General features: G+C 39.3%; 22 protein-coding genes. 14 read left to right on the top strand and 8 right to left on the bottom strand.

The window, feature by feature from the left end; all coding sequences use genetic code 11:
• Nucleotide 1: 1 nt before the first annotated feature.
• Together QWY93_RS11200 and QWY93_RS11195 are read right to left on the bottom strand one after the other, a co-directional pair.
• Nucleotides 2–556: a hypothetical protein gene (locus QWY93_RS11200; protein WP_290248334.1), complete on the bottom strand. Its 555-nt coding sequence runs from the start codon at nt 554–556 to the stop codon at nt 2–4.
• 258 nt (nt 557–814) lie between these two features.
• Nucleotides 815–2053, bottom strand: a complete 1239-nt coding sequence (locus QWY93_RS11195; protein ID WP_290248333.1) for a LysM peptidoglycan-binding domain-containing protein — start codon at nt 2051–2053, stop codon at nt 815–817.
• Nucleotides 2054–2859: 806 nt separating this feature from the next.
• On the opposite strand from QWY93_RS11195, the gene QWY93_RS11190 reads away from it, so the two are divergent.
• Nucleotides 2860–3045 (top strand): hypothetical protein, encoded by a 186-nt coding sequence (locus tag QWY93_RS11190; protein ID WP_290248332.1) that lies wholly within the window; start codon nt 2860–2862, stop codon nt 3043–3045.
• A gap of 68 nt (nt 3046–3113) precedes the next feature.
• Here QWY93_RS11190 and QWY93_RS11185 read toward each other — a convergent pair whose 3' ends face one another.
• Nucleotides 3114–4034, bottom strand: a complete 921-nt coding sequence (locus QWY93_RS11185; protein ID WP_290246175.1) for an IS1595 family transposase — start codon at nt 4032–4034, stop codon at nt 3114–3116.
• 405 nt (nt 4035–4439) lie between these two features.
• Between QWY93_RS11185 and QWY93_RS11180 the strand changes: the two genes are divergently transcribed.
• From QWY93_RS11180 to QWY93_RS11130, 11 genes are all read left to right on the top strand, one after another.
• Nucleotides 4440–5852 (top strand): NfeD family protein, encoded by a 1413-nt coding sequence (locus tag QWY93_RS11180; RefSeq protein ID WP_290248331.1) that lies wholly within the window; start codon nt 4440–4442, stop codon nt 5850–5852.
• A gap of 162 nt (nt 5853–6014) precedes the next feature.
• A complete protein-coding gene (locus tag QWY93_RS11175) occupies nt 6015–6386 on the top strand; it encodes a globin domain-containing protein (protein ID WP_290248330.1) in 372 nt (123 codons plus the stop codon).
• Between the two features lie 13 nt (nt 6387–6399).
• Complete coding sequence (locus QWY93_RS11170; protein WP_290248329.1) at nt 6400–7182, top strand: lysophospholipid acyltransferase family protein; 783 nt, start codon at nt 6400–6402, stop codon at nt 7180–7182.
• A gap of 27 nt (nt 7183–7209) precedes the next feature.
• Nucleotides 7210–7497, top strand: coding sequence for an Asp-tRNA(Asn)/Glu-tRNA(Gln) amidotransferase subunit GatC (gene gatC, locus QWY93_RS11165; RefSeq protein WP_290248328.1), 288 nt, complete (start codon nt 7210–7212; stop codon nt 7495–7497).
• Nucleotides 7497–10313: a hypothetical protein gene (locus QWY93_RS11160; RefSeq protein ID WP_290248327.1), complete on the top strand. Its 2817-nt coding sequence runs from the start codon at nt 7497–7499 to the stop codon at nt 10311–10313. The genes gatC and QWY93_RS11160 overlap by 1 nt, the downstream gene beginning before the upstream one ends.
• 90 nt (nt 10314–10403) lie before the next feature.
• Complete coding sequence (locus tag QWY93_RS11155) at nt 10404–11126, top strand: ABC transporter ATP-binding protein (protein WP_290248326.1); 723 nt, start codon at nt 10404–10406, stop codon at nt 11124–11126.
• Between the two features lie 254 nt (nt 11127–11380).
• Nucleotides 11381–11923, top strand: a complete 543-nt coding sequence (locus QWY93_RS11150) for a cob(I)yrinic acid a,c-diamide adenosyltransferase (protein WP_290248325.1) — start codon at nt 11381–11383, stop codon at nt 11921–11923.
• Nucleotides 11924–11927: 4 nt separating this feature from the next.
• Nucleotides 11928–12995: a branched-chain amino acid aminotransferase gene (locus QWY93_RS11145; protein ID WP_290248324.1), complete on the top strand. Its 1068-nt coding sequence runs from the start codon at nt 11928–11930 to the stop codon at nt 12993–12995.
• 147 nt (nt 12996–13142) lie between these two features.
• Complete coding sequence (locus tag QWY93_RS11140) at nt 13143–13661, top strand: hypothetical protein (protein ID WP_290248323.1); 519 nt, start codon at nt 13143–13145, stop codon at nt 13659–13661.
• Nucleotides 13662–13884: 223 nt separating this feature from the next.
• Nucleotides 13885–14986 (top strand): peptide chain release factor 2 gene (prfB, locus tag QWY93_RS11135; RefSeq protein ID WP_290248322.1). Its coding sequence is split into 2 segments (ribosomal slippage): nt 13885–13944 and nt 13946–14986, totalling 1101 coding nucleotides; the frame shifts between segments, so codons are not numbered across the junction.
• Nucleotides 14987–15086: 100 nt separating this feature from the next.
• Nucleotides 15087–16271, top strand: a complete 1185-nt coding sequence (locus tag QWY93_RS11130) for an MFS transporter (RefSeq protein WP_290248321.1) — start codon at nt 15087–15089, stop codon at nt 16269–16271.
• Between the two features lie 9 nt (nt 16272–16280).
• On the opposite strand, the gene QWY93_RS11125 is transcribed toward QWY93_RS11130, so the two are convergent.
• The 5 genes from QWY93_RS11125 to QWY93_RS11105 form a co-directional block, all read right to left on the bottom strand.
• The gene (locus tag QWY93_RS11125) at nt 16281–16853 is read right to left on the bottom strand and encodes an acyl-CoA thioesterase (RefSeq protein ID WP_290248320.1); all 573 of its coding nucleotides are present in this window, start codon (nt 16851–16853) and stop codon (nt 16281–16283) included.
• Nucleotides 16854–17180: 327 nt separating this feature from the next.
• Nucleotides 17181–18527, bottom strand: coding sequence for an MATE family efflux transporter (locus tag QWY93_RS11120; RefSeq protein ID WP_290248319.1), 1347 nt, complete (start codon nt 18525–18527; stop codon nt 17181–17183).
• 81 nt (nt 18528–18608) lie between these two features.
• A complete protein-coding gene (locus QWY93_RS11115) occupies nt 18609–19154 on the bottom strand; it encodes an NUDIX domain-containing protein (protein WP_290248318.1) in 546 nt (181 codons plus the stop codon).
• 63 nt (nt 19155–19217) lie between these two features.
• The gene (locus QWY93_RS11110) at nt 19218–19700 is read right to left on the bottom strand and encodes an Lrp/AsnC family transcriptional regulator (RefSeq protein WP_290248316.1); all 483 of its coding nucleotides are present in this window, start codon (nt 19698–19700) and stop codon (nt 19218–19220) included.
• A gap of 211 nt (nt 19701–19911) precedes the next feature.
• Nucleotides 19912–21108, bottom strand: coding sequence for a TTC39/IML2 family protein (locus QWY93_RS11105; protein WP_290248315.1), 1197 nt, complete (start codon nt 21106–21108; stop codon nt 19912–19914).
• A gap of 495 nt (nt 21109–21603) precedes the next feature.
• On the opposite strand from QWY93_RS11105, the gene QWY93_RS11100 reads away from it, so the two are divergent.
• A complete protein-coding gene (locus tag QWY93_RS11100; RefSeq protein ID WP_290248314.1) occupies nt 21604–22221 on the top strand; it encodes a hypothetical protein in 618 nt (205 codons plus the stop codon).
• Nucleotides 22222–22449: 228 nt separating this feature from the next.
• Nucleotides 22450–25425 (top strand): glycosyltransferase family 117 protein, encoded by a 2976-nt coding sequence (locus tag QWY93_RS11095; RefSeq protein WP_290248313.1) that lies wholly within the window; start codon nt 22450–22452, stop codon nt 25423–25425.
• The last annotated feature ends 57 nt before the right edge of the window (nt 25426–25482 follow it).

Here is a 25482-nt window from a genome sequence, read left to right as displayed (position 1 = left end):
ATCAAAGGGCCACTTTCACTTCACCACCTTGGGTACCATCAAACCATTTGAAGGACAATTTATTATCTTCTTTTTCTGCTAAATGCCAATCAAAACATTTAATGGTGGTTAGGGAAGTCAGTTTATCTTCATCAGGTTGATATAGACAGACATCGAAGTCAGGCAATTTTTTGGAATCTACGGTATTCCATTTCTCCATCAGATAGCCTTCATCTAAAACCCTGATTTTTCTTCCAAATAAATAATCCTCCAGAATGGATGGCACGCCATCTTTTCTTCGCAAATGGTAACAGGAAGGCCCAAACATGATTTGTTTGTGCAATTTACCTTCAATGAGATCGGTTTGCTTTGAAATTATCTCCCATTCCGGTTGGTTAAATTCCTTAATTGATTCATTGGACTTTATCCTGGTCAATAACCTGGAAAGGCCCGAGAAAAAATAAGTAAAACCTATAAAAACAAGCCCAAAAGTGGCCAAAATGGGATAAGAAATCACAAAAATCAAATTCCAGATAAACTTGAAAATGTGATGAAATATTAGCTGTATTTTATTCATGCAGAAAGTAAACTATCCTGCAAAAATAGCCTATTCTACCTAATAATCAAACTCATACAAAATGATTAATGAATTCTTTTATTATTGAATGGTCAATAACTTTTAAAACGGAGGGTCAAATTAAGCTATTTTATTTCTCCTAATTTTCAAGGATTTCACCTCCAATCGCCAAATCTCACTTGAATTTATATTTTATATAAAGTTGAAAGCTTGATTCATTAGCAAAAAAAACCCGCCAAATTGGCGGGATAAATATTATTAATAAGATACTTCTACTCTAAACCTGGTATTGACTGCCCTCAATTGATCAAATGCTGCTTGAGAGACCTTGATCAGGAGTTTTCCATTGTCACCCGTATCAGGAAGTTTACCCACAACCCTTGCAAAAATCATCACATCATTTTCCTCATTTCTGATCCGCATAATGGTCCCAACAGGAGCATCCCGGTGAAGCACCAAGTATTTTTTATGATTTCCAGTCCCCTTGATCACTTCTGCCTGACCGGATTCTTTGATGTTTTTGTAGGCAGTAGAAGTATTACTTGCACTTTCATTTACATTATAAGAAGGCTTTTTCTCTGCCACTTTTTCAATTTTTTCTCCACCCTCCTTTTCGGAAGTTGAAATTGACCTTGCCTCTCCTTTTCTTCCAACTTTTAACACCTGCCCCAATGCCAGGTTATTGGAAGCCAATGCATTCCAATTAATTAAATCTTCCACCTTGGCATCATATTGTTTGGCAATGGAAAATAGTGTTTCACCTTTAACCACAGTATGGCTGATCCATCCCACTTCTGCACCTTCTGGTATATTTTCAATCCTTGGAGCTTCTGTTGGACCTTCTTCTTTTTCCTCCTTAATTTTCTCTTTGGCTTTCTCTTCCTTAGCCTCTTTTCTTTCAGCAGCTTTCTCTTCCGCTTTTGCTATTTTTTTCTCTGTAGCTTCTTTAGCCTTTTCAGGCATTTCTTTAACCTTCTTACTAGCTTCAGTTGCGGTTTCCTTGACCTGTTTTTCAGCTATCTCTTTTGGTTCCGCAGGCTTCACCCCTTTGATGATCAAGCCCTGCCCAACACTTAGGTCATTACCTTTCAGATCATTCCAGGCTTTTACTTCTTCAACTGAGACATTATATTTTTTTGCCACTGCAAAAAGGGTTTCCCCTGGATTTACCTTATGGAGTTTTGCGCCTTCAGGAACTTCCGTTTTGGTAATGTAAGGTACCAATATCCGCTGGCCAATTTTCAGCCCTTGCTTCAGGTCACTATTACTCTTGATTATATCACCAACAGGGGTTTCGTACCTTCGGGATATGGCAAAAAGGGTTTCCTTGGAGGCAACCTCATGGATTATGTAGGTTTTACCATCGATCCTCTCGATCCCTACCGAATCCATCTCCACACCAACGGCAGCATGAGCAAAACCCATCACCATCAAAAACCCTAAGATCATTACACTTGTTTTCATCTTCAAATACACCATATGGTCTGCAAAATTCATTTTTATATTCAATTACAATTTTCAGGAATTTGCCTTTTTTATGCAAACGGGAATTGCCGCAAATTACCACAAAAATGTTGCTATTTTTTTCTTGCTCAAAAAAATTATCAGAACCTCTTCCCCCAAATGGTTAATTTTCCAGTTGGGAAAAACCCAAAGTCAAGTAGCCCAAAACAACTTAACCTGGGGCTTACTACCTATCATTTTCCAAATTGGTTTACAATAGGTATAAAGCAAAAAAGTTCATACAATAGTACCCAATTTGTATTATGGTGTTCAAATATAAAGGAACGTAAAAAAAAAGTTTTTATTTCGAGAAAACTTAAAAAAGGGGAATCTGGAGTTGCAATAAGTTTATACGAGCGCTCAGCACTTAAAACATCAATTTTAAATATCAGAAAAATTTAAACCAACATTATAAAACCCATAAATAAATCTAATTAAAAAGTAGGTCAGTAAATGGAAATAGGTCAGTTGACATTTTCTAAATGCAGCTTTGAAAAGCTACAATCCCCTTCAATTGAAACCTTTAATTATTATTTATTTTTTTTTATGGACTGTTCATTCTGTCAGCAAATGGTCAATTCAAGGACAAATCAAGGATATATGATGCTTGGGTCGTAATAGAAAGGCCAAATACCATAGTACGAGGATATCTTTATGAATTAAAGTATTCCTAAATAGTTTTTAGCCAAAGCCTCACTTCAGGATATGACCTAACCTATTGGGAATTCCAGATAAATGAAATAGAAAGCCTGAAATTTCTCAAAAGGAGTTCTATAGGCAAAGGCATCATCCTTGGAACATTGGCTGGACTGATTGGCAGAATCATTACCGGATCAATAGCCAAAGGTATTGATGAAGAGTGTGATCCTGACTATGTTTTCTCTGCGTTATGCGCTTATTTTTATGTTTCCAATATTTCTTATGGGATCATTCCAGGTGCAGGAGTTGGCTTATTGATTGGAAGGGCTAAAACGACCCCTTCATAAATGGAAAACTAAAGAATTATGACAAGGAAAAATTATCAATGTTTCAAATGGGATATTAAGTTTTATGATTATCCGCAATCATGCCAGTAAGGATAAATGGAAGCAATAATGAGCCGGTCAAAAAGTTTTTGACCGAAATATTTTCTGTTGAGCTTATAACTAAACTCATCAAGATAGTTTTGCATCATCCTTTCACTTATCATATGGTATGTCTGCAGCTGTTTCTTTAAATTACTTATGGCTATATGAACCCATTTGAGGTTAAAATGGCCTTTATCAGTTCCAGAGACCTCTCTGACATGAACCTCAATACAGTCACCCAGATCTGAGAAGGTGGTACTCTTATCTGTTTGAAGCACTGAGTCCTGATCAATGAATTCTTTGACCAGACCTTGGGCTGTTTTTGCCTCTAAGTTCTTTATCTTCTTCATTTTAAAATATCTACAGCTCTTTTCAAGCTTTCCGGATTCAGGGTTTTCTAAAACTGTCGATTCGGCCATTACCGCTACAATGGACTGTTTTTGACTGCCCCTGCCTCTTTTGAGCTTGTTTTGGGATTTGGCTTTGGTGGCTTTTCCTACAAAGGCCTCATCATATTCTACCATATCCTCAAGCCTATAGATATCATCGCGTTGTCCCATGACCTTCCTGAGTTTATGGTACATCCTGAAAACAGGTTCATACCGCTTCATCCCAAGCTGCCTTTGTAGCTCTGAGGCACTGAAGCTCTTCTTAGTGGCGGTTATGAAGGTCATGGCCAGCAGCCAGGTCCTAATTGGAAGGTTGCTGTTTTCCATAACAGTACCACTCTTGATGCTGGTCCTGAACCCACATGAAGCACATTGAAAGGACTTCTTGTTTTCAAGCCAATAATGACGGTTACAGCTGCACCGTTTGCAAATGATGCCCGATTTTGTCCTTTGTTCTCTAATGAACTTAATACAGGAAGACTCGTCAGGAAACCGATTAATGAAGTTGATTATATTCATGGTCAAAACCGTTTATTTTGACCCAATTTATACAGAGTAATAACTTAACTAAAGCTATTGACACTAACTGTCACTTTTAATTTATTTGGCTACTGGTGTCATTGCGGATATACATATTAAGTTTTAAAACCCCATATAAGTAATGGCCGAAAAAAGGATTATTGTTTTTATTTTTGAGATGAACTCCAAATTGGAAAACCCAAACAAATCAATAATTAACTGGTTATTCACCTACATAATTGGAACCGGTCATATTTATGTTCTTCAAACAAGCAAATCTCTACCCCCATATATTTATTTCCTCCAATTTTTCAAGCTTTTAAACCAGCCCCTCACTCCAAAACTGCTATATTTATCAGTATATTCATATAAAAATATTAACACAAAATATCATTTCCCTAGGTAATGAAAAATCCCAAAAAAGATAAAGCATTGGCTTCCAAAGAAAAAAGCTTTTATCAATCAATTAAAGGCATTTTTATTTTCTTACTTATTCCTTTTCTATGTTTTCCCTATTTGGGTTATTCCAATCAGGATTCCACGAATACCAAAAAAGTGTATGTCATGGAAATCAAAGACAATATTGATCCAAGGATGAACCGAAAGGTAATGTTAGCATTGGAGGACGCAACAGTTCAGCAAGCTGATTTTTTCATCATCCATATGGACACTTATGGGGGAGCTGTAAATGATGCCGATGATATCAGAACCAGAATACTGGAAGCACCTATCCCTACCATGGTATTTATTGACAAAGATGCCGCTTCTGCCGGGGCATTGATTTCCATTGCCTGCGACAGCATTTATATGGCCCCTGGGGCTAGTATTGGCGCGGCCACAGTTGTAATGGGAGGCGGTGGGGAAGCTGCCCCCGACAAATACCAATCCTATATGCGTTCCATGATGCGAAGCACTGCGGAGGCCAATGGCAGGAACCCAAAAATTGCCGAAGCTATGGTGGATGAAAATATCGAAGTGGAAGGGATTTCCGAGAAAGGTTCTGTTATTACTTTTTCGGTATCAGAGGCTTTAAAATACGGCTTTTGTGAAGCCCAGGTCAACTCCATTGATGAAATTATCCAAAGGCAAACCGTGGGAAATTACGAAGTCATTTCTTACCATCAGACACCTATAGAAGGCATCATTGCTTTTTTCTTAAACCCAGCGGTTAGTGGCTTTTTGATCCTGATAATTTTTGCAGGTATATATTTCGAAATCCAAACGCCTGGTGTTGGATTTCCTCTAGCGGCTGCTACCTTAGCGGTAATACTATATTTTATACCTTATTATTTAACTGGATTGGCTGAAAACTGGGAAGTATTTGTCTTTTTTCTGGGAATTATCCTGTTGGGACTGGAGTTATTTGTCGTCCCGGGCTTTGGGGTGCTTGGCATCTTGGGGATAATTGGAATCCTTACCGGGCTTACTTTAGGCATGATCCCTAATGACATTTTTGATTTTACATTTGTCCCTTCTGGGGAGTTGTTTATAGCTCTGGTTACTGTTGTACTTTCGGCTATTATTGCGGTGACTTTGATATTTATCATGGCCCCAAAAGTCAATCAATGGAAGGCGTTTAGCCATATTGCACTTGCGGATATCCAAAGCAAAAAAGAGGGGTACACTTCTTCCTGGTACACAGAAGATTTGGTAGGAAAGGAAGGTGTTACCCAGACCCGGCTTATGCCCAGTGGGAAAATTATTGTAGAGGATGAAGTTTATGATGCTCATTCCAGGGGGGAGTTTATTGACAAGGGAGAAAAAATCAAGGTAATCAGTGCAGAGGGGACTTCTCTTAGGGTGAAAAAAATAATATAACCAGGGATTCTATTAGGGCTCTAAATTTACCTTGCATTGAAGCAATTTTGACCCAAAACATTAAAGTATTACGCATATTTAGGATCAAATTTTACCCATATCCTTTCCCAAATTAAGTTTTTCAGGATTGTTTTTTATTTTTGAATCCACAATAAAGAATCCATGAACGAATTTCAGACGATATACGAAGCATTAGGAGAAGAAAAAATAAGATTACTTACCAAATATTTCTATGAGGGAGTAGCCAAAGATGAGGCCTTAAGGCCACTTTACCCGGAAGACCTAAAACCAGCAGAAGAAAGGCTTTTCCTGTTTTTATTGCAGGTATTTGGTGGGCCTGCTGCCTATTCGGAAAAAAGAGGTCATCCCCGTTTGCGGAAGCGTCATCTAGATTGGGCCATTGACGGTAAAATGAGAAAACACTGGCTCAACAATATGTTTACCGCTTTGGATAAAATCAATGTGGAACAAAACACAAAAGAATTAATGATGGGTTACTTTGTAAAAGTGGCCAATCATATGATTAATCGTTAAATAAGACACCCACATGGTTTTGTTGAGAAGAATATATTCTATTTATGGATTAATTATTTTTACGCTATCTTTTTTGATCCTATTGCCCTTTTTTATCATCACCATAGAAGTTCCTAATTGGCATAAATACGGTAGACGGCTAAATCAGGTATGGGCCAAAATATTTTTCAACTTAATATTTATCCGGGTAAAAATCGAAAACAAGGAAATTTTAAAATCCAATAAGCAATATGTAATTGTAGCCAACCACTTTTCCTATCTGGACATTCCAGTTATCGGTTTGATTTCAAGGGATGCCATATTTGTGGGGAAAAGCTCCCTTGGCAGGTTACCACTTTTTGGGTATATGTTCCGGAAATTACATATTGCGGTGGACAGGTCCAGCTTTAGAAGCCGGGGCGAAACTTTAAGAAGGACAAAAGAAGTCATAGAAAAGGGGTTCAATATCATAATTTTCCCTGAAGGGGGAATCCGGACCACACAGCCTCCCACTATGGCTGCTTTTAAAGATGGGGCATTTCATATAGCCCAGGAAAAACAAATCCCAGTAATTCCTGTAACTTTATCCTATAATCATTTAATTTTGCCCGACGACAAAAAGTTCTTATTGAATCATAAATCGGTAAAAGTGGTCATCCACCCTCCTTTAGAGGTGAAAAATGAAAGTAAAGACGCTATTGCAAAGGTTAGAGATGAATGTTTCAAGACCATTCAAAATCAGCTTTGGAAGGACAATGGCAAACCTATTTCCCAAAAAGGACAAAGGACTCAAAAGTCATCCACCCCTGGAGTTTAACCGCTTATTACCAGAAATAAATTAAATATGAAAATTGATATCAATACCCTGAAAAAAATCGCGCACTTGGCCAGACTGGAATTTGATGAGAAAAGTGCAGAAAAAATGACTAAGGATATGACGCAAATTCTGGATTGGGTCGAGCACCTCAACCAGGTGGATACTGAAGGAGTGGAACCTATCACCACCATGTCCTCTGAAATCAATATAATCAGGGAAGATAAAGTGGGAAAACACCTTTCCCATGAAAGAGGATTGAGAAATGCGCCCCAAAGGGATTCAGATTATTTCCGCGTGCCAAAGGTTCTTGAATAATGCCATTAATATCCCCTGAAAAAATTAACAAAACAGTTTTTAAAGGACTGCCAATTATCATTACGGTTATTGGCAGTTTTCTTTTAGTTTATCAGTATTTTTTCCAATTGGGGCATAGCATGCCCATTGAACCTGGTGTTTTCACTGAAATGGTCAAAGTTCCCCTGGATTATTTCCAATGGCCACCCCATACTTATTCCTTAGAAGTCAACAATCACCTACTTTTCCAAAATTTCGAATCACTTCCACCCCTTTCGCACACTACCCAGGTTTTAGTTTTCGGTGGATTATTCTGGGTATTGGTAAGTTTGGGGACCACGCTAATTTCCACTTTTAAAAGGTGGTACTTTATTGCCTCCATGATTTTGGTCATCATCTTACTTACTCTCAGTGGAGTCAATGCATTAAACATTGGAAGCATTAGCAGTAATTTTGCTTTGATTATTTTGATCATTGGATTGGTGGCCCCCGCCATGTTTATCCATGTCTTTGGAGAAAATTGGTCCCTCCTTCGAAGACTGATTTTAGTCTTTCCCATTTCACTTTTAACAATAGCTTCATTAATCTATTTCAGCCCGGTTCAAGACCCTGCTCTTCTTTTTGCGGAAAACATTACCCTTATGGGCCTGGGGATCACTTCCCTTTTCCTTTTATACATAGGCCATGCTGTAATAGGTGCACTTTTTATTTTTCTGGCTAATCTAAATCAGGATGTTGGAATCAAAATTTCCCTTCACCTTACTTTTTTTACTTTGCTATACCTTGGGGCAATGGTCCTATTTTTATTAGACCTCAATGGTAGCATAGAACTTCCTTTTGCCATACCTTCCTTGTTTTGGTTCTTTATTTTTGTTGGCTTTTTGGGATGGATTGAAACCAGAAAAAAAATCAAACAATTTTCCCAGCCTTATAAATCGCCATTGGTAGGACAGTCTCTATTTTGGATTGGATTTGGCATCAGTGCTCTTGTTTTTTGGAAAGCAGGATTTTCCCAGAACCGTCCCATGATGGATTTCTTAAACCACTGGTTTACTTACACCCAAATTTCCCTTTCCCTGTTATTTTTCATTTATACCATGGCCAATTTTTCAGGTTATATGGATTCGGGAAACCCGATTGAAAAAGTAATCTTCCGGCCCAAATTTTTTGCCTATTACCATATGCGATTAGGTGCAGCAATTGCCCTGCTGAGTTTAATAGTTTATACCGATGGGATCATTGCACCCCAACTGTCTACCAGTTCCACAAACTTTTCTGCAGATTATTATTATGCAACCAATAGGCCTTTGGAAGCCAGGATCCTTTATGAAAACAGTTGGGCTAGGTACAGGAGAAATGACAAAGCCAAAAATGCTGTTGCCCATTTATATTTGATAGAAAAACAACCCACATTAGCCCTAGAGCACCTCAATGAAAGCTTGGCGCAAAACCCAAATATAAATGACATTATCCTGCTTTCCTCTCTTGTCCATAAAAGAGGTGAATATTTTGATGCTGTTTTTTACCTAGAAAAAGGACTAGAGTTTTTTCCTGACTCCCCAATTTTAAAAAACAATCTGGCATTAATGCTCAGCAAAGGCAATAAAGGGGAAGAAGCTTACCAATTGCTTTCCCAAATAGCCTCTCCTTCTAACACTATTTTGGCCAATACCATTGGAATCCAAGCTAAGCATTTACGGCACTTGGAGGTGGAAATCCCTACAAAAAATGACCCTATTTCCCAAACCAACCACCTTGCTTACAAAAACAGATTAGGGGATTTCTCTGATTTTCAGATTTCTCCGGACACATCCCGGCATCTTGAACTGATCACCTTGGCAGCATTGAGAAATCAATGGACCAACAAGGTCCACCAATCCTTAGCAAAGGACATTGGGTTGGTAGACACTTTGCTAAAAACCCCTTCAACCCCTAATGCTGAAGAGGAACTTCGCATAACCAGGGTGATCAGGAGTTACCAAAGTCAAGACATCAATTCTGCTCTAAAATACCTCAATGGCCTAGCTTTTAATTTTTCTAATTCTGCTGGGTATTACCATAGCTTATCCGCCTATATCCTGATTGGCCAAGGGGACTTTAAAAGAGCAGCCCTTGAATTGTTATTGGCTGAAGAAAAGGGGTTTGAAAATTTCCAGCAAAAGCACTTGCCCATCCTATATTTTGGAAACCAACCTAATGAGGCTTTCAGGATCCAAAAGCAATACGAGTTGGAATTTCCATCCTGGATGATATTTGATGAAAATGGAGATTTAAAAGAAAATGAACAAAGCAAATTTTTCAATTTCCTTGCCCATTTAATCGAGCAGGTAAAAAGCAATATTTTACCTGCTCTGGAAACCATTGATACCCCAAAGCTCAAAGCCATTTTGGCCAATGAAATATTATGGAAAAAAGGCCATTGGCTGGAAAAAGAAGAAATTCAACAAATGATCAATTTGGTCAAAACAGGAATGAAGTCTCAGGAGGGCCAGGCTTTTTTTCAGGAAATGAACCAGGTGATGCTGAAAAAAACCAAACCAGAAAACGCCCAACTTCTTTTAAACAAAGGTATGATCCCTAGTTCTGGCAAAATGGACAGTAATCCGTACAATACATTTATGGTAATGGAAGCTATGAATAATGCCCAGAGTGATGAAGAGAAATACAAAATACTTAGGGAGGCAGCGGACTTCAACAGAGACCCCTTGCTATGGTTAGAAATGATCAAGTACAGCAGAAAAATTGGATTGGCTCATTACGGCACTGCAGCCCTTCAACAATTATCTCAGTGGGTGGAGCCAAAAACCCTTGAAAAACTTCAACTTCAAACCTTTTAACTTCCTTTCACATAATTTAATTTTTTTGATTAAGGGTTTAATTTTTAAAACTGTATCTTTAGGATCAATAATACCTAATATTTTTGTAATATGGGCAAAATTATCGAAACAATAGAAATCAAAAAAACCTACACCATGGGCTCGGAAAAAGTTCATGCCCTTCAGTCCATTTCCATAGAAATCAACAGAGGGGAATATGTTTCCTTTATGGGCCCCTCGGGTTCCGGGAAATCCACCCTGATGAATATCATTGGTTGCTTGGACTCCCCCACTGATGGCACTTATATCCTCAATAATAAGGATGTCAGTGATATGACAGATAATGAGTTGGCGGAGATCCGGAATAAGGAAATAGGTTTTGTTTTTCAAACTTTTAACTTACTACCAAGAGCCAGTTGCTTGGAAAACGTGGCCTTGCCCTTGATTTATGCCGGCTATAACAAGCCTGACCGGGAAGACAAGGCTTTCTTGGCACTGAAAAGTGTTGGGTTGGAAGACCGTATCCGGCACAAACCTAACGAGCTTTCCGGGGGCCAAAGGCAAAGGGTGGCCATTGCCAGGGCTCTGGTAAATGACCCAAGTATTATTTTAGCAGATGAGCCCACCGGTAATCTGGACTCCAAAACCTCCCTTGGTATCATGGAGTTATTCCATGAATTGCATCAAAAAGGCAACACCATTATCATGGTGACCCATGAAGATGACATTGCCCACTATTCCCATAGAATTGTCAGATTGAGGGATGGGTTGGTAGAATCAGATGAAATGAACCCTCACCCTACCTCAAACAAATTTCAAACGGTCTCAGAATAAGGCTATAAAAAGTAAAAGTAAATCGTTATTTTTGTGTCCTAATTTCTATTATTGAATATTGAAATTGGAATAATCCATTTATGCTATTGTCATTTTCAATGACAATAGCATAAGATCAATAGGTAATTTTCCTTATAATAAAGGGAAAGATGGTTAACTTTAATCGGTGTTTTCATTTAAGACCAAAATAAAAGCTAAGATAAAAGGAGCCTTTTATTTAATCCGGGGGAATACTGAAAAGCTTTATCTTGAGCATGAAAGTTTACACTAAAAGCGGTGACAAAGGAACTACCTCCTTATTGGGAGGAGAAAGGGTGTCCAAAGGAGATCTTCGTATAGAAGTTTACGGGACTGTTGATGAGCTCAATGCTTTTTTGGGTTTGATCAGGGATTATGAGGAATCCCAAAACCGAAAGACCTTTTTAAAAAGCATTCAAGATAAGCTATTTACCATAGGAGCTGACTTGGCTAATAGGGATAAACAAGCCAAAAACCCGGTCATCCTGGAAAAAGATATTACCGAGTTGGAAAAGGCCATTGATGAAATGGAGGAAGTTTTACCTCCCTTAAAAAAATTCATCCTTCCGGGCGGACATCCCTTGGTTTCTTATTGTCACATTGCCAGGACGGTTTGCAGAAGGGCAGAAAGAAGGGTGATCAGCCTAAATGAACAAGAACAGGTAGCCGAAGCTATCATAAAATATTTAAACAGACTTTCAGATTACCTCTTTGTATTGGGAAGAATGATTTCCAAGGAATTGAATACAGAAGAGGTCACTTGGGAACCTAGAGTATAAAAGCATGAACAAGACAATTGATATCCAAGTAAAAAAGACCGAAGCGTCTAAACTGCCAGAAACAGACTTTGAAAATTTAGCCTTTGGCCAAACAATCAGTGACCATATGTTTGTGGCAGACTACAAGGATGGTGAATGGAAGGACTTCAGGGTGGAGCCCTATGCCCCATTGGATCTCAACCCGGCCAATGCCACATTACATTATGGGCAATCCGTCTTTGAAGGCTTAAAAGCGTATAAAAACGATAATGGGGATGTTCTCATTTTCAGACCGGATGCCAATCAAAAAAGATTAAAAGAGTCTTCCATTAGAATGTGTATACCTCCTGTTCCTGAGGATTTATTTATGGAAGGACTGAGCCGCTTAATGGAGGTGGACAGGGATTGGATACCCAATAAGCCCGGGTGTTCCCTATACATTCGGCCTTTTATCTTTGCCACAGATGATTATCTGGGCATCCGGCCATCTGCCACTTACAAGTTCATGATTTTCACCTGTCCGGTGGGACACTACTATGCTAAACCAGTTAGCGTAAAGGTGGAAACCAAATATACCCGTGCAGCTGAAGGAGGAACCGGATATGCCAAAGCAGCAGGAAATTATGCAGGCTCCCTATACCCTGCCCTATTGGCTCAAGAACAAGGTTATGACCAGTTGCTATGGACGGATGCGAAAAATCATGAGTTCATTGAGGAAAGCGGTACCATGAATGTAATGTTTATTATAAACGGGAAATTGATCACCGCCCCTACAACCAAAGGCACCATTCTTAAGGGAATTACTCGTGACAGTGTATTGACCCTTGCCCAAGAAATGGGGCTTCCGGTGGAAGAAAGATTCCTTGCTGTTTCCGAACTCCAGGAGGCGTTGGAAAATGGCACCCTTGAAGAAGCTTTTGGTACAGGGACCGCAGCAACCATAGCCCACATTTCCAAAATTAATGTTGGGGATAAAGATTACACGCTGCCAGAAAAACCCTTGGACGCTTTCTCATACAAAGTCCTGGAAACTTTGGATGCCATCAAATACGGCAAAATAGAAGATAAACATGGCTGGATTACAAAGGTCTAGCTATCTTTAATATCTTAAAAAAAGGCTTCCGGATTTGCTTTCAACAAATGAGGAAGCCTTTTTTATTGGATTAGTTTTAACTGCATAATAAAGGAGATCCAAATATTATCTCCTTTTCCCTAACTAACCATTTAATATTAACTTAGGATGAAATCCAGTACTTTTTCTTTTTTTGTACTAATTGGGCTTCTTTGCCTGGCACCCAAATCCCTATTGGCTCAAAATTTTCTGATATTACAAAAATCTGGGAAACCAGAAAAAGTCATGTTTTATGAGACTGGAGATCAATTAGTTTATCAACAAAAAGGCTTTGATTATTTAATCAAAGATCAAATTATTGAAATTACTTCTGAGGCAATCGTATTAGAGGACAACATCCTCCTTCCAGATCAAATAGAAAAAATCGACATTCGAGATCATCCTCAAAATCAAACTTTTGATAAGTTAAAAACCATTTTCTTTGGGGCAGGTCTCCTGTTGTTGACTGCAGAAACTATTAATGGAATTTATCAGGATCAAAAGCTCTCTTATGACCGTGGAGTGCTAATTACGGGCGGTTCCCTTTTAGGAGCTGGCATTTTATTTTCTCAATTGAAACCCAAGTTCTTCAAAAACGAAGGTAATAAACAAATAAAAATCATTTACCTAAGTCCAGAGGAAGAGTAATCTTTATTTTCATTCGCTAAAAAGTCCCGGATTAAGTTTTCCAGTTTGGAATTGAAGGCAATTGATAATTGGCTATTAAGTTTCTGGGCACAACCTTTTCATTTCACCATTCTGAAAACGGAGGCAACCATCCCTGAATTAAACGGCTAAACTTTCAATTAGGTAAACCCATAAAATTTACCGAAATTTGCATTCCTAAATTCATTAAACAAATTAATATTTTATGACATTAGAACAGTTGAAAGACTTGAAGGCTCGTGTATCGGCCTTAAGGAGGTATCTTTGACTACGATCGAAAGAAAGCTGAAATAGAAGACCTAGAAGCAGTTTCTGCCCAACCAGATTTTTGGAACGATCCTGAGGAGGCCGAAAAAACCATGAAGTTGATCCAGTCCAAAAAGTCCTGGACTTCATCATATGAGAAAGTAGACAGTCAAATTCAGGACCTTGAGGTGCTTTTCGAATTTTATTCCGCTGGAGAAGTGGAAGAAAAGGACCTAAAAGCCGATTATGAGGCAGCTTTAGTTGGACTGGAAGACCTGGAGCTCAAAAAAATGCTCAGCAGCGAGGAAGACCAGCTTAGTGCCATTTTAGAAATCAACCCTGGAGCTGGTGGAACTGAGAGTAATGACTGGGCATCCATATTGATGCGGATGTACATCATGTGGGGCGAAAAAAATGGCTATAAAGTCCGGGAGGTGGATCTGCAGGAAGGCGATGTTGCCGGAATCAAATCTGTGACATTGGAATTTGATGGACCATTGGCTTACGGGTTTCTGAAATCAGAAATTGGAGTACACCGACTGGTTAGAATTTCTCCATTTGACAGTGGGGGCAGAAGGCATACTTCCTTTGCCTCTGTTTACGCCTTCCCTGTGGTAGATGACAGTATAGAAATCGATATAAATCCATCGGATATTGAATTGCAAACATCCCGTTCTGGTGGTGCTGGGGGACAGAATGTCAACAAGGTAGAAACCAAGGTCCAATTGACCCATAAGCCAACTGGAATTGTGGTGGTATGCCAGGTAGAACGTTCCCAATTGGCCAACAGGGAAAAAGCCATGCAAATGCTTAAATCCAGGCTCTATCAAATGGAAATGGAGAAGCGGAATGCAGAGCGGGCTAAAATTGAAGCCGGTAAGATGAAAATCGACTTTGGCTCCCAAATCAGGAACTATGTCCTTCACCCTTACAAGTTGGTTAAGGATGCAAGAACCGGATACGAAACTTCTGATGTACAGTCGGTACTGGACGGGGGTATCAATGAGTTTATCAAAGCCTTCCTTCTGGCCCAAAGCGAGGAAGAAGCAAAAGAAGATTAGTCAGGTTAAAAATTAATTTCCCCAATAAGGGCACAAAGAGCATCTTTATGGATTTTTCTTTGTGCCCTTTGATTTTGAGCAAAGCAAACACTGGAAAGCTATGAAAATCTTACCTCCTTTTTTTACTTTGCGATTCTTCTTACTATGCTCAAGCTCGTTTTTGTTTTTTGCAAGCTTCAACATGATCATCCCCGAGCTTCCAGCTTATCTTTCCAGTCTGGGTGGGGAGGATTATAAAGGCCTTATCATTTCTCTATTCACCTTAACTGCTGGCCTTTCCCGTCCATTTAGCGGGAAATTGGCCGATAAAATTGGCCGAATTCCGGTAATGTTTTTTGGAGCGGGGGTTTGTTTTGTCATTAGTCTCCTTTACCCCATCATCTCATCCGTCGCAGGATTTTTATGCTTGAGATTCTTCCATGGATTTTCAACCGGCTTTACTCCTACTGGTATTTCAGCTTATGTGGCGGACTTGGTCCCTATTAACAGAAGAGGGGAGGCTATGGGACTTCAATCCCTTTTTAGTTCATTGGGCATGGCAGCAGGGCCTGCCATGGGTGGTTTTATTGCAGAATTGCACGGAACCACTCCCCTTTTTTATACATCATCAGGAGTGGCAGTACTGACCATGTTGTTATTGATGCGATTAAAAGAAACCCACTCAGAACCTGAAAGCTTAAAATTTGATCATCTGAGATTAAAAAAAAATGAAATACTTGAAACCAGAGTGATCGCCCCATCACTGGTTTTATTTTTTAGCGTATTATCTTTTGGCATCATCCTAACCATTATCCCTGATTTTTCTACCCATCTGGGCATTCAAAACAAGGGACTATTTTTTGCAGTATTTACTTTAAGTTCCCTGATAATTCGGATCATAGCAGGAAAAGCATCCGATAAATTTGGAAGGGTTCCTGTATTAAAAGCTGCCACCCTTTGCTTGGCTATTTCCATGACCGGAATTGCCTTGGCCGAAACCAGCTTGGCCCTGATCATTTCCGCTGTTGTTTTTGGATGTGCTGTGGGGATGACCTCTCCAACCGTAGCAGCCTGGACCATTGACCTTTCAATTGATGGATTCCGGGGAAGGGCATTAGCTACCATGTACATATCCCTGGAGGCAGGTATTGGGCTGGGAGCCCTTTTTTCCGGCTGGGTATATGCAAATGATGCCAATAATTTCCCTTTAGTCTTCTTAATGGGTACAAGTGGTGCCTTGGTCGCCTTTGTTGGGCTGTTCCTAAAAAGAAGAATTGTCCCCTCAAAAAATTCAACCATTAAATAATAAACAAAATCAGCCCACTTCCTTTGTGGTATTTATACAACGCTGGTTTTTGAGCAAAGTCTCAATATCCTGCTTTTCCCAATTCTTCTTAATCTCGTGAAGATTGGTTTCATAATTCTGCTTGAATTTCTTCCTGTAAATAGCTTCAACAAACCTTCTTACCTCCGTGGCACTTTCCAGGATTAATTTCGGCACCTTCGTAGGCCTATCATCCTCACCTTTGGCCACCATGGTAAAATAACAGGTATTGGTATGCTTGATTTCCCCTGTTTTCACATTTTCAGATACCACCTTGATACCGATCACCATGGAACTGTTCCCTACGTAATTGATGGATGCTTTCATAGACACCAATTCTCCAACTTCTACAGGTTGAAGAAAATCCACCGTATCAACAGATACTGTCACACAATAGGCCCCACTGTGCTTAGTGGCAGTCGCATAAGCCACTTTATCCATTAGGGAAAGTAAAATACCCCCGTGGATTTTCCCGCCAAAATTGGCGTAAGAGGGAATCATCAATTCTGTGATGGTGGTCCGGGAAAAACTGGCCGGTCTGGCCATTTCATTATTTTCATTCATATTGATGCTCGGTTTTATGAAAAATTATATTCAAAACTAATATAAAATAAAAATAAAGCAGGAACCATCGATAGGCTATTTTAGAAAAAAACTTAAGCTTTAATAGGTTATTGAGTCACCTGGAGTCCAACTACGCCCCACATTTGTTTCCTTAACGGACAAAATATAAATGAATAAAAGCTGATACCGATATTGGTTTGGACATTTGGATTTCATTAAAACCCGCTTCGACAATTCAGAAGTATTACAAATTGTTAATAATCAACAAAGCAGTCCCTTTTATTTGTTTGACGGAAATCCCAGATCAAACAAAAACCAAAAACCCCGTCATTTAATTTGGGATTTATATAGCAATTTTAAACTGAGGTAATGAAACCGGTACAATAAAACCCCTCCGGTAAGTGTCAAGCCAATTAAAAGCCCAAACCAAACACCCTGAGCACCAACTCCCCAGTGAAAAGTCATCATATAACCTAAGGGAAGGGCAAGGCCCCAATAGGCTATCAAGGTCACCCAGGTAGGGATTTTAACATCAGCCATCCCCCTGAGGGCCCCTAATCCCACTACTTGAATTCCATCTGAAATCTGAAAAAACCCTGCTATAATTAATAAACTAGCGCTAATGTTTATGACGGTTGGATTGTCAATGTACAATAGAGGCAAAAACTCTTTCAGGGTCACAAAAAACACAGCAAACACCAACATAAACAACCCTACCATAGCAAAAATAGTAAAACCTGCTTCCCGGAGGGTATGGATATCATTTCTCCCCAACTGATTTCCAACTCTTACTGTAGCTGCCGCCGATAGCCCTGATGCCATCATATAACTAATGGAAGCCAAATTTATGGCTATTTGATGGGCTGCGAGTGCATTAACTCCCAACCAACCCATCATAATGGCAGCAAAGCTGAAGGCCCCTACTTCAAATATGAACTGAAAGCCTGTTGGTAATCCAATTTTTAATATATAAGAAACCATGGGCAAACGCAGGCCCTTAAAACTCATCGCCAAATCATAGCCCCTGTACCTTTTGGAGTGCCACACATAATAACCCATTATCAATGCCATCAACACCCTGGATATCAAGGTCGCCCAACCGGCGCCATTTAACCCCATTGCTGGAAATCCCAGGTTCCCGTATATCAAAACCCAATTAAGAAATACATTCACCCCATTGCACAAAAGGGTGATTCGCATGGCCTGCTTGGTTTGGGAAAGACCTTCTGCAAATTGTTTGAAATGTTGAAAAAACATAAAGGGTACCAAAGAAAAGGCAATAATCCCTAAATAAGGAATGGCCAAATTTACAACAATTTGAGGTTGGCCCATTTGGTACAAAAGGGGGGAGGCCAATATTATTAGCAAAAAAAGCAAAACTCCAGCAATAGTATTGATGGCAAAACCATATCGAAAAAGCCGGGAAATTCGGTTTACTTTCCCCTCTCCATCTGCGGCAGCAACCAAGGGAGTAATCGCCATGGAAATCCCTATCCCAAACATCAAAATAACAAAAAAGATGCTATTGGCCAGGGAAGCCGCTGCCAATGGTTCTGCACCTAAACGCCCCACCATCATGCTATCTGCCACCCCTACCAACACCTGTCCCAACTGGCTCAACATCACCGGATAGGCCAGATTAAAAGTTCTGGAAAAATGGGTTTTAAAATTCATTCTCCTCAACATGGTCAACCGCCAAAATATTTTAATGGCAAGAATTTTTTATTGCTGCCAAATAATTGAAGCTAATGATCCTCAAAGAATACCTTTCATTTTTGCCACTTTCAAAAGTCCTGCTATGCTAATGGCATCAGTGATCTCCCCTTTCATCACTTTTTCAACGGCTTCAGCCAAAGGAAGCTTAATGATTTCTATTTTTTCAGTGTCTTCAAATTCAGTCTCCCCTTGAGTAAGTTCTTCGGCCAAATAAATAAACCCTTCTTCATCTGTTACAGAATTGGAAGTATGAAATCGCATTACCTTAGACCATTTGTTGGCTATCAGGCCTGTTTCCTCCTTCAGTTCCCTTTTGGCACTATCGAGAAAATCCAAATCCAAAGGCCCACCTCCCATGGGAATTTCCCAGCTATATTCGTCGATGGTATACCTAAACTGCCCCACAAGCCAGGTGTTCAGGTTTTCATCAACAGGAACGATTGCCAGGGCTTTATTTTTAAACACCACTTTACCATAAACGGAGTCTGTGCCACCTGGAGTAACCACATCATGTTCTTCCAAGGCTATCCAGGGATTGGAATAAACCAATCTTTTTTTCTTTGTCTTCCAGGGATTGTTTTTCATCTTCTTCTAAAAAAAAAGGGTGACCGATCAGCCACCCTCCTGTATTTTAATGCTTTTCTTTTCTTAAGCAGGGATGGGCAATACCTTGCTATCTTTAAAGGTAGAAAGAATTACCATGGACTGCATAGAATCCACTTCCTTAATTTCACTCACTTTTTCCAACATTAACTTCTGGTAGGAAGTAATATCTTTGGAGATGATTTTCAAAATAAAATCCCCAGTACCTGTAATATGATGACATTCAATCACTTCAGGAACAGAATTAATTTCTTTCATGAAGGCATCAATATTGGCTTTGTTATGACCGATCAGGCTAACCAAAACAAAAGTGCTTACCCCTAGTCCAATTCTTTCTGGATCAAGTTTCGCATGGTAGCTTTTGATAATTCCGGACTGCTCCAATTTCTTTACCCTTTCCAAAGTAGGGGCTGGTGAAAGGCCAATATCCTTAGAAAGCTGAGCATTGGTAATCTTTGCGTTGGCTTGGAGAATTTCTAGAATTTTACGGTCAATTTTGTCGAATTTCACTTTTACGCTATTATCCATGTCAAGTAGTTTTTGCAAAATATTATGTTGTGCAAAGGTAATATATTCTTAATTTATTTTAAAGCAATTTAAAACAAAAAACCTGCCAAATGGCAAAACATTGTTTATTCATCAACTGGTATATTGAAAATTTTCACCTGATTAAAGAAATTATCTTTAAAAAATTCAAATTTTCTCTTGAAATCACCTCCGCAATACGGCCAAGGATTTACTAAAGTTTATTTTCTTTTAAAAATTTTCTTGCTTTCCGGTGAGCGGGGTGTTTTCGTTTAGCATGCTTTTTTACTTGCTTCAAATAATCCTTCGCCAAGTCGTATTTTTTCTGGTGGGCAGCAATTTTTCCTAAATGTAAAAGCGCAAAAAGGTAGTATCCACTCTCTTGGCTTTCTGATTCCTCCCCAAAATCAACTGTCAGCTCATAATACTTCCGAGCATTCTCCATTTGGTTCATTCGCTCATAGAATTGTGCAGCAAAGAAGGAGGCATATCGCCCACTATTGGCCTCATAACCTCTTTTGTTTTGCTTTATTTTTTCCAAAATATCCAAAGAAACATCCTTGGCTTCAGCCCCCCTTCCAACAGCATATAATTGGCGGGCATAAAACCTGTGGAAATAAGGGTTATCAGGATATTTTTCATGCAGGTAGGATGTAATCTGTAAGGCCTCATAGGGTTTATCTTCCTCTGAAGCATACAGCCTAAACAAAAAATATTGAGCTTCAACTCTTGCATAAAATGCATTTTCGGCAACTTCTTCCAATTGCTGGAGGCCTAATAATTTGTCCCCCTTCGGAAATAAGGCCATCACTGGCCTCAATAAGGGGTAATTTTCGGGAATCCAAACAGAAAAATAATTGAACAAGGCATCTCCCAGCAATAATTCCGGACTTAACTCCTCCTCGCCTTTGCTCATTTCCATGTATTTCAAGGCATTCTTTCCAGCAAAGGCAGTTGCTGTCCAACTACTCCTTTCGCTCAACAGCCTTCCCTTAAAACCATAAGCTGCCGCCAGAAAAAAGGCTGCTTCTTTATTTTCAGGATCCCTTCCTATCATCACCTCCGCTTTTTCAATAGTTTCATCCATAAACCGAAGAAAAATATCATCATGCTGTTTATTTTCCATATCCGGGATGATTTTCCACCATTGACTCAAACCCATCAAAAAATAGGGAAGGGGATGTTCCGGGTAATTATAACGCATTACGGCAAACCCTCTTTCAGCTTTTTCAAATTCAAAATTATACAAACTGTTCACTGCCTCCGTAATCCTAAATTGAAGTCCTTTGTCCAAAAGGAGGTATCGCGGATTTTTATTAAACCCAACCGAATCAGTAGTGTCCATTTGTGCACTACTCACAGAAGCAGAAAATAATAAAAGGAATACCAGTAATAGCGGTTGAAGTTTCATTTTTCTTTTTCACAAATTTACACCTTATCCCCTGCATACATCTTTTTTCTTTTTCTTATTTTTTTAGACCAGGAAAAACCTAAGGACATTAAACAATAACGGAGATTAAGGAGATTAATTTCAATTCCAGATTCTATACTTTCTTGCTAACCCTTAATTATGGTTTTCTGTTCCCAAAAAAGTATTTTATCCCCACACCAAACTACCCATGTCATCTTTTAATAAAAATTCAATTGTCAAAAATATCCCCAACAAACCAGCTTCCCCAATTACTGGATTATCCCCATCCTAAAGTCCTTTGAAGCCAAAAACCCAACTTGCGTTAAGTACCTGAATACGACACACATCCCCAGATTTATTTATTTAACACCGAAACATCTTTTAGTTTTCAATTATTAAACCACTTTTCGCGAAACATATTTTCATAAGTGGGATAAATCTTTTTTTTTCGCGTTGAAAATAAGTGTGAACGGATTACCTAAAGTGAAAATTAAAATGAGAAAAATCAGCGTTATTGCGTTTTTCACCTTTCTTATTGCTTGTTCAGTTTCTTTTGGACAAAATGCAACTGAAGAGGCCCAACCAGCTAATTCTTTAAATAGCGGGACAATAGAAAGTCAGTTTGACTACCTAAATAACATATCCAATGATTATCAAGAGTATAAAGTTGTCAAAAAGAACCACTTGGAGAGGTTGAAAGGACATGTATTGGATTCCTTAAGGGTTTTCAAGGAGGAAATCATCCAAAAAAATGGCCAGATCAAAGAACAACAAGCTTCCATTGACGAATTAAACACAGGAATCCAAAATACTGAACAGAAACTTCAGGAAGCTTTGGAAATCAAAGACAGTTTTTCCTTTTTAGGCATGAATATCCACAAAGGAACTTACACTACCATGATGTGGGGATTGGTGGCTGGGCTTAGCATTACCTTGCTTTACTTTATTTACCGTTATTCCAAAAGCTTTAAGGTGATTGCTGAAACCCAAAAGACACTTTCTGAAACTAGAGAAGAATTTGACCAACATCGCAAAAACACCCTGGAAAGAGAGCGGAAACTAAAAAGGCAACTTGTAGATGCCACCAATAACAACCCGGATCTCAACACGTAAACGAATATCGAGCCAAGCCAATTTAAAAGCTTGGTTTTTTTATTCCCCAAATCTTTAGGACAGCCTGAGGCTTAATATTTCCCAGCATCCAAATTAAAATATTGTTAGGGCTATTCCTTTTTTTGAAAATCGAGATAACCTGGCCTCTTATTTTTAAAAACTGTTAAATCTCCGGCATTTCCTGAATATTTTTTTATTTTCGCCTTTCACATTTATAGGATTTTAAAGATGATAAATTATAGTAAAGTCAATAACCTCACCGGATGGGTTGTATTTTTGGTAGCCACATTGGTCTATCTGCTCACAATTGAGGAAACAGCCAGTTTTTGGGATCCGGGAGAGTTTATCGCAGTGGCCTATAAACTTCAGGTTCCCCACCCTCCGGGTGCTCCTTTTTTCCTATTGATTTACAGGATGTTTAGCTTTTTTTCCTTTGGAGACCCCTTAGAGGTAGCGGTTTTGATGAATGCGGGAAGTGCTTTATTTTCCGGGTTTACCATTCTTTTCCTATTTTGGTCCATCACCTTGTTGGGAAGAAAACTATTTAAAATAGAGAAAGGAAATGAGACAAAAGGCCATACCATTGCCTTGATGGGCGCTGGGATTATCGGTTCCTTGGCTTATACATTTTCTGATAGTTTTTGGTTTTCTGCAGCCGAGGCAGAGGTATACGCCATGTCCTCTTTTTTCACTGCCATCGTCATATGGGCTTTTCTAAAATGGGATGTCATTGAAAACCCAAAGGATGAGAACAGGTACATGATATTCATTGCTTATTTGGTAGGTTTATCTATTGGAGTCCACTTGCTTAATTTGGTCACACTACCTGCTTTGGCACTTGTAGTCTATTTTAAAAAATATAAAAATCCCAACCTTACTGGAGGCATTATAGCCTTCATACTTGGGGGGGTTGCACTGGTTGCCATAAACAATATCATTATCCCAGGACTTCCCAGCATAGCTGGATCCATAGAGATCTTTTTTGTAAATAGTTTAGGTTTACCTTTTGGGTCAGGCATCATCTTTTTTGTCGCCATTTTTATTGCTGCGGTAATTTTTGGAATAATTTATTCCGAAAGGAAAAAGATGGTGGTTTTAAACACCATTATGATTTCCCTTACTTTTATTTTAATTGGGTATAGTTCCTATTCCTTAATCGTAATCAGGGCAAATGCCAACCCTGTTATCAATGAAAATGCCCCTAAAGATGTCCTAAGCTTTGTTAGTTACCTCAAGAGAGAACAATACGGCTATAGACCCCTTCTCCACGGTCAATATTTCACTGCCAAAGTAGTGGACCAAAAAGAAGGGGCTCCGGTCTATGTCAAAGGAGAGGACAAATATGAAATCGTGGACTATCAATTAGTCAGTGAATATGAAGAGGACAAAACCACGATTCTACCAAGGATATATTCTACACAACCCAGGCATAAACAAATCTACCGGTCAAAATTAGGCCTAAGGGAGGGTGAGGACCCCACTTTTGGGGACAACATCTACTTTATGCTTTCCCATCAATTGGGACATATGTATTGGAGGTATTTTATGTGGAATTTTTCTGGCCGGGAAAGTGATTTTTCCGATGCTCCCTGGTTAGGTATCGCCGATGCCTTCTCTGATAGTTTCCCAGATTACATCACCAACAACAAAGCTCACAACAATTACCTGATGCTGCCCTTAATTCTGGGTATAATCGGAATATTCTTTCAAGCCAAATATGACGCCAAGTCGTTTTGGCTGACCTTGATGCTCTTCCTGATGATGGGAGTAGTTTTGGTGCTTTACCTCAATTCCCCACCAGTAGAGCCCAGGGAAAGGGATTATATTTATGTGGGTTCATTTTATATTTTTGCCATTTGGATAGGAATGGGGGTAATGGCCATTGCCCATGCTTTAGGGAAGCTCAGTAAAAACTTTGCAGTATCCGGCATTTTGGCGACTTTATTAGCCTTCCCGGTTCCTGTACTCATGGCCCAGCAAAATTGGGATGACCACGACCGTTCTGACCGGTATTTCTCTGTTGATTCTGCAAGAAATTTCCTGGCAAGTTGTGAAGAAAATGCCATCCTTTTTACCGGTGGGGATAATGACACTTTCCCTCTGTGGTATGTTCAGGAAGTGGAAGGTTTCAGAACTGATGTCCGCGTAATAGTACTGAGTTATTTTGACACAGATTGGTATGTGGAACAAATGACCCGGAAGGTAAATGAATCAGAACCTTTGCCCTTTTCCCTTGAAAAGAAAAATTATAAAAAGGGCACTAATGATGTCCTTTATGTCCGAGATCAACAGGGTTTAGAAGCCATCTCAGCCAGGGAATACCTGAAACTCATTCATAATGAAAGTAATTTCCTCAAGCTTTCTTCCAGTTATAAAAGCACCATTAATATGGTACCCTCCAGAAACTTGGTATTGGACATCGACTCTGCAGAGGTGATCAAAAAAGGAATTATCCCTGAAGGGATGGAAAACTTGGTATTGAACCAAATGAACTTGAGGGTCAAAGGGAATTACATGACCAAAGGTAACCTCATGTTGTTAGATTTAATTGTTAGTAATAATTGGGAAAGACCAATTTATTTCAACAATACTTCACTAGCAACTATTGGTTTCGACCTAAAAAACCATGTGGTCATGGAAGGATTGACCTACCGTTTATTACCGGTAAGAAAGCCCGAACAAAGAGACGAGTTCGTTAATACAGAGCTTGCTTACAAAAATATGATGGAGAAATTTGCCTTCCGGGGAATGAACAACCCTGACAATTATTTTGATGAGGAATACCGCAGGTTTACTTCCAACCACAGGAGCGCTTTCAATAGCCTAACCATTGCATTGTTGGAGGAAAACGAGCTGGAAAAGGCAGTAGATATCCAAAAATTAAGTTTGGAAAAATTCCCTCATGAAGCTATCCCATATGATTTGGCCAATGGCCAATCCGTTCCTTTGTTGTTTGAAATGGGAGAGGATGATTTAGCTTTGGATATTATCGACCAATTGACCAAAAAGTCCGTACAAACCCTTACTTTCTACCGGGAAAAGGGAAGGCCAATGGACCGGGAAGCCATGGTATCTATGGAAATGATGCGGTATTTCGTCCCATTGCTTCAAGAAAGGGGATATGATGAACTGGCAACAAAAATTCAGAACCAATTGGACAAGGTCATCGGGACCACAACCCCCGGAAGAATCCCGATGAATTGATCAATAAATTCAATTCATAAACTAAAAGGGCGACAGTTACAACTGTCGCCCTTTTAG

Origin of the sequence: Echinicola jeungdonensis, from assembly GCF_030409905.1 — a bacterium.
In the GTDB taxonomy this organism is placed as follows: Bacteria; Bacteroidota; Bacteroidia; order Cytophagales; family Cyclobacteriaceae; genus Echinicola; species Echinicola jeungdonensis.
The sequence above is the reverse complement of the archived record's forward strand: the minus strand, read 5'-3'. Positions and strand labels throughout refer to the sequence as shown.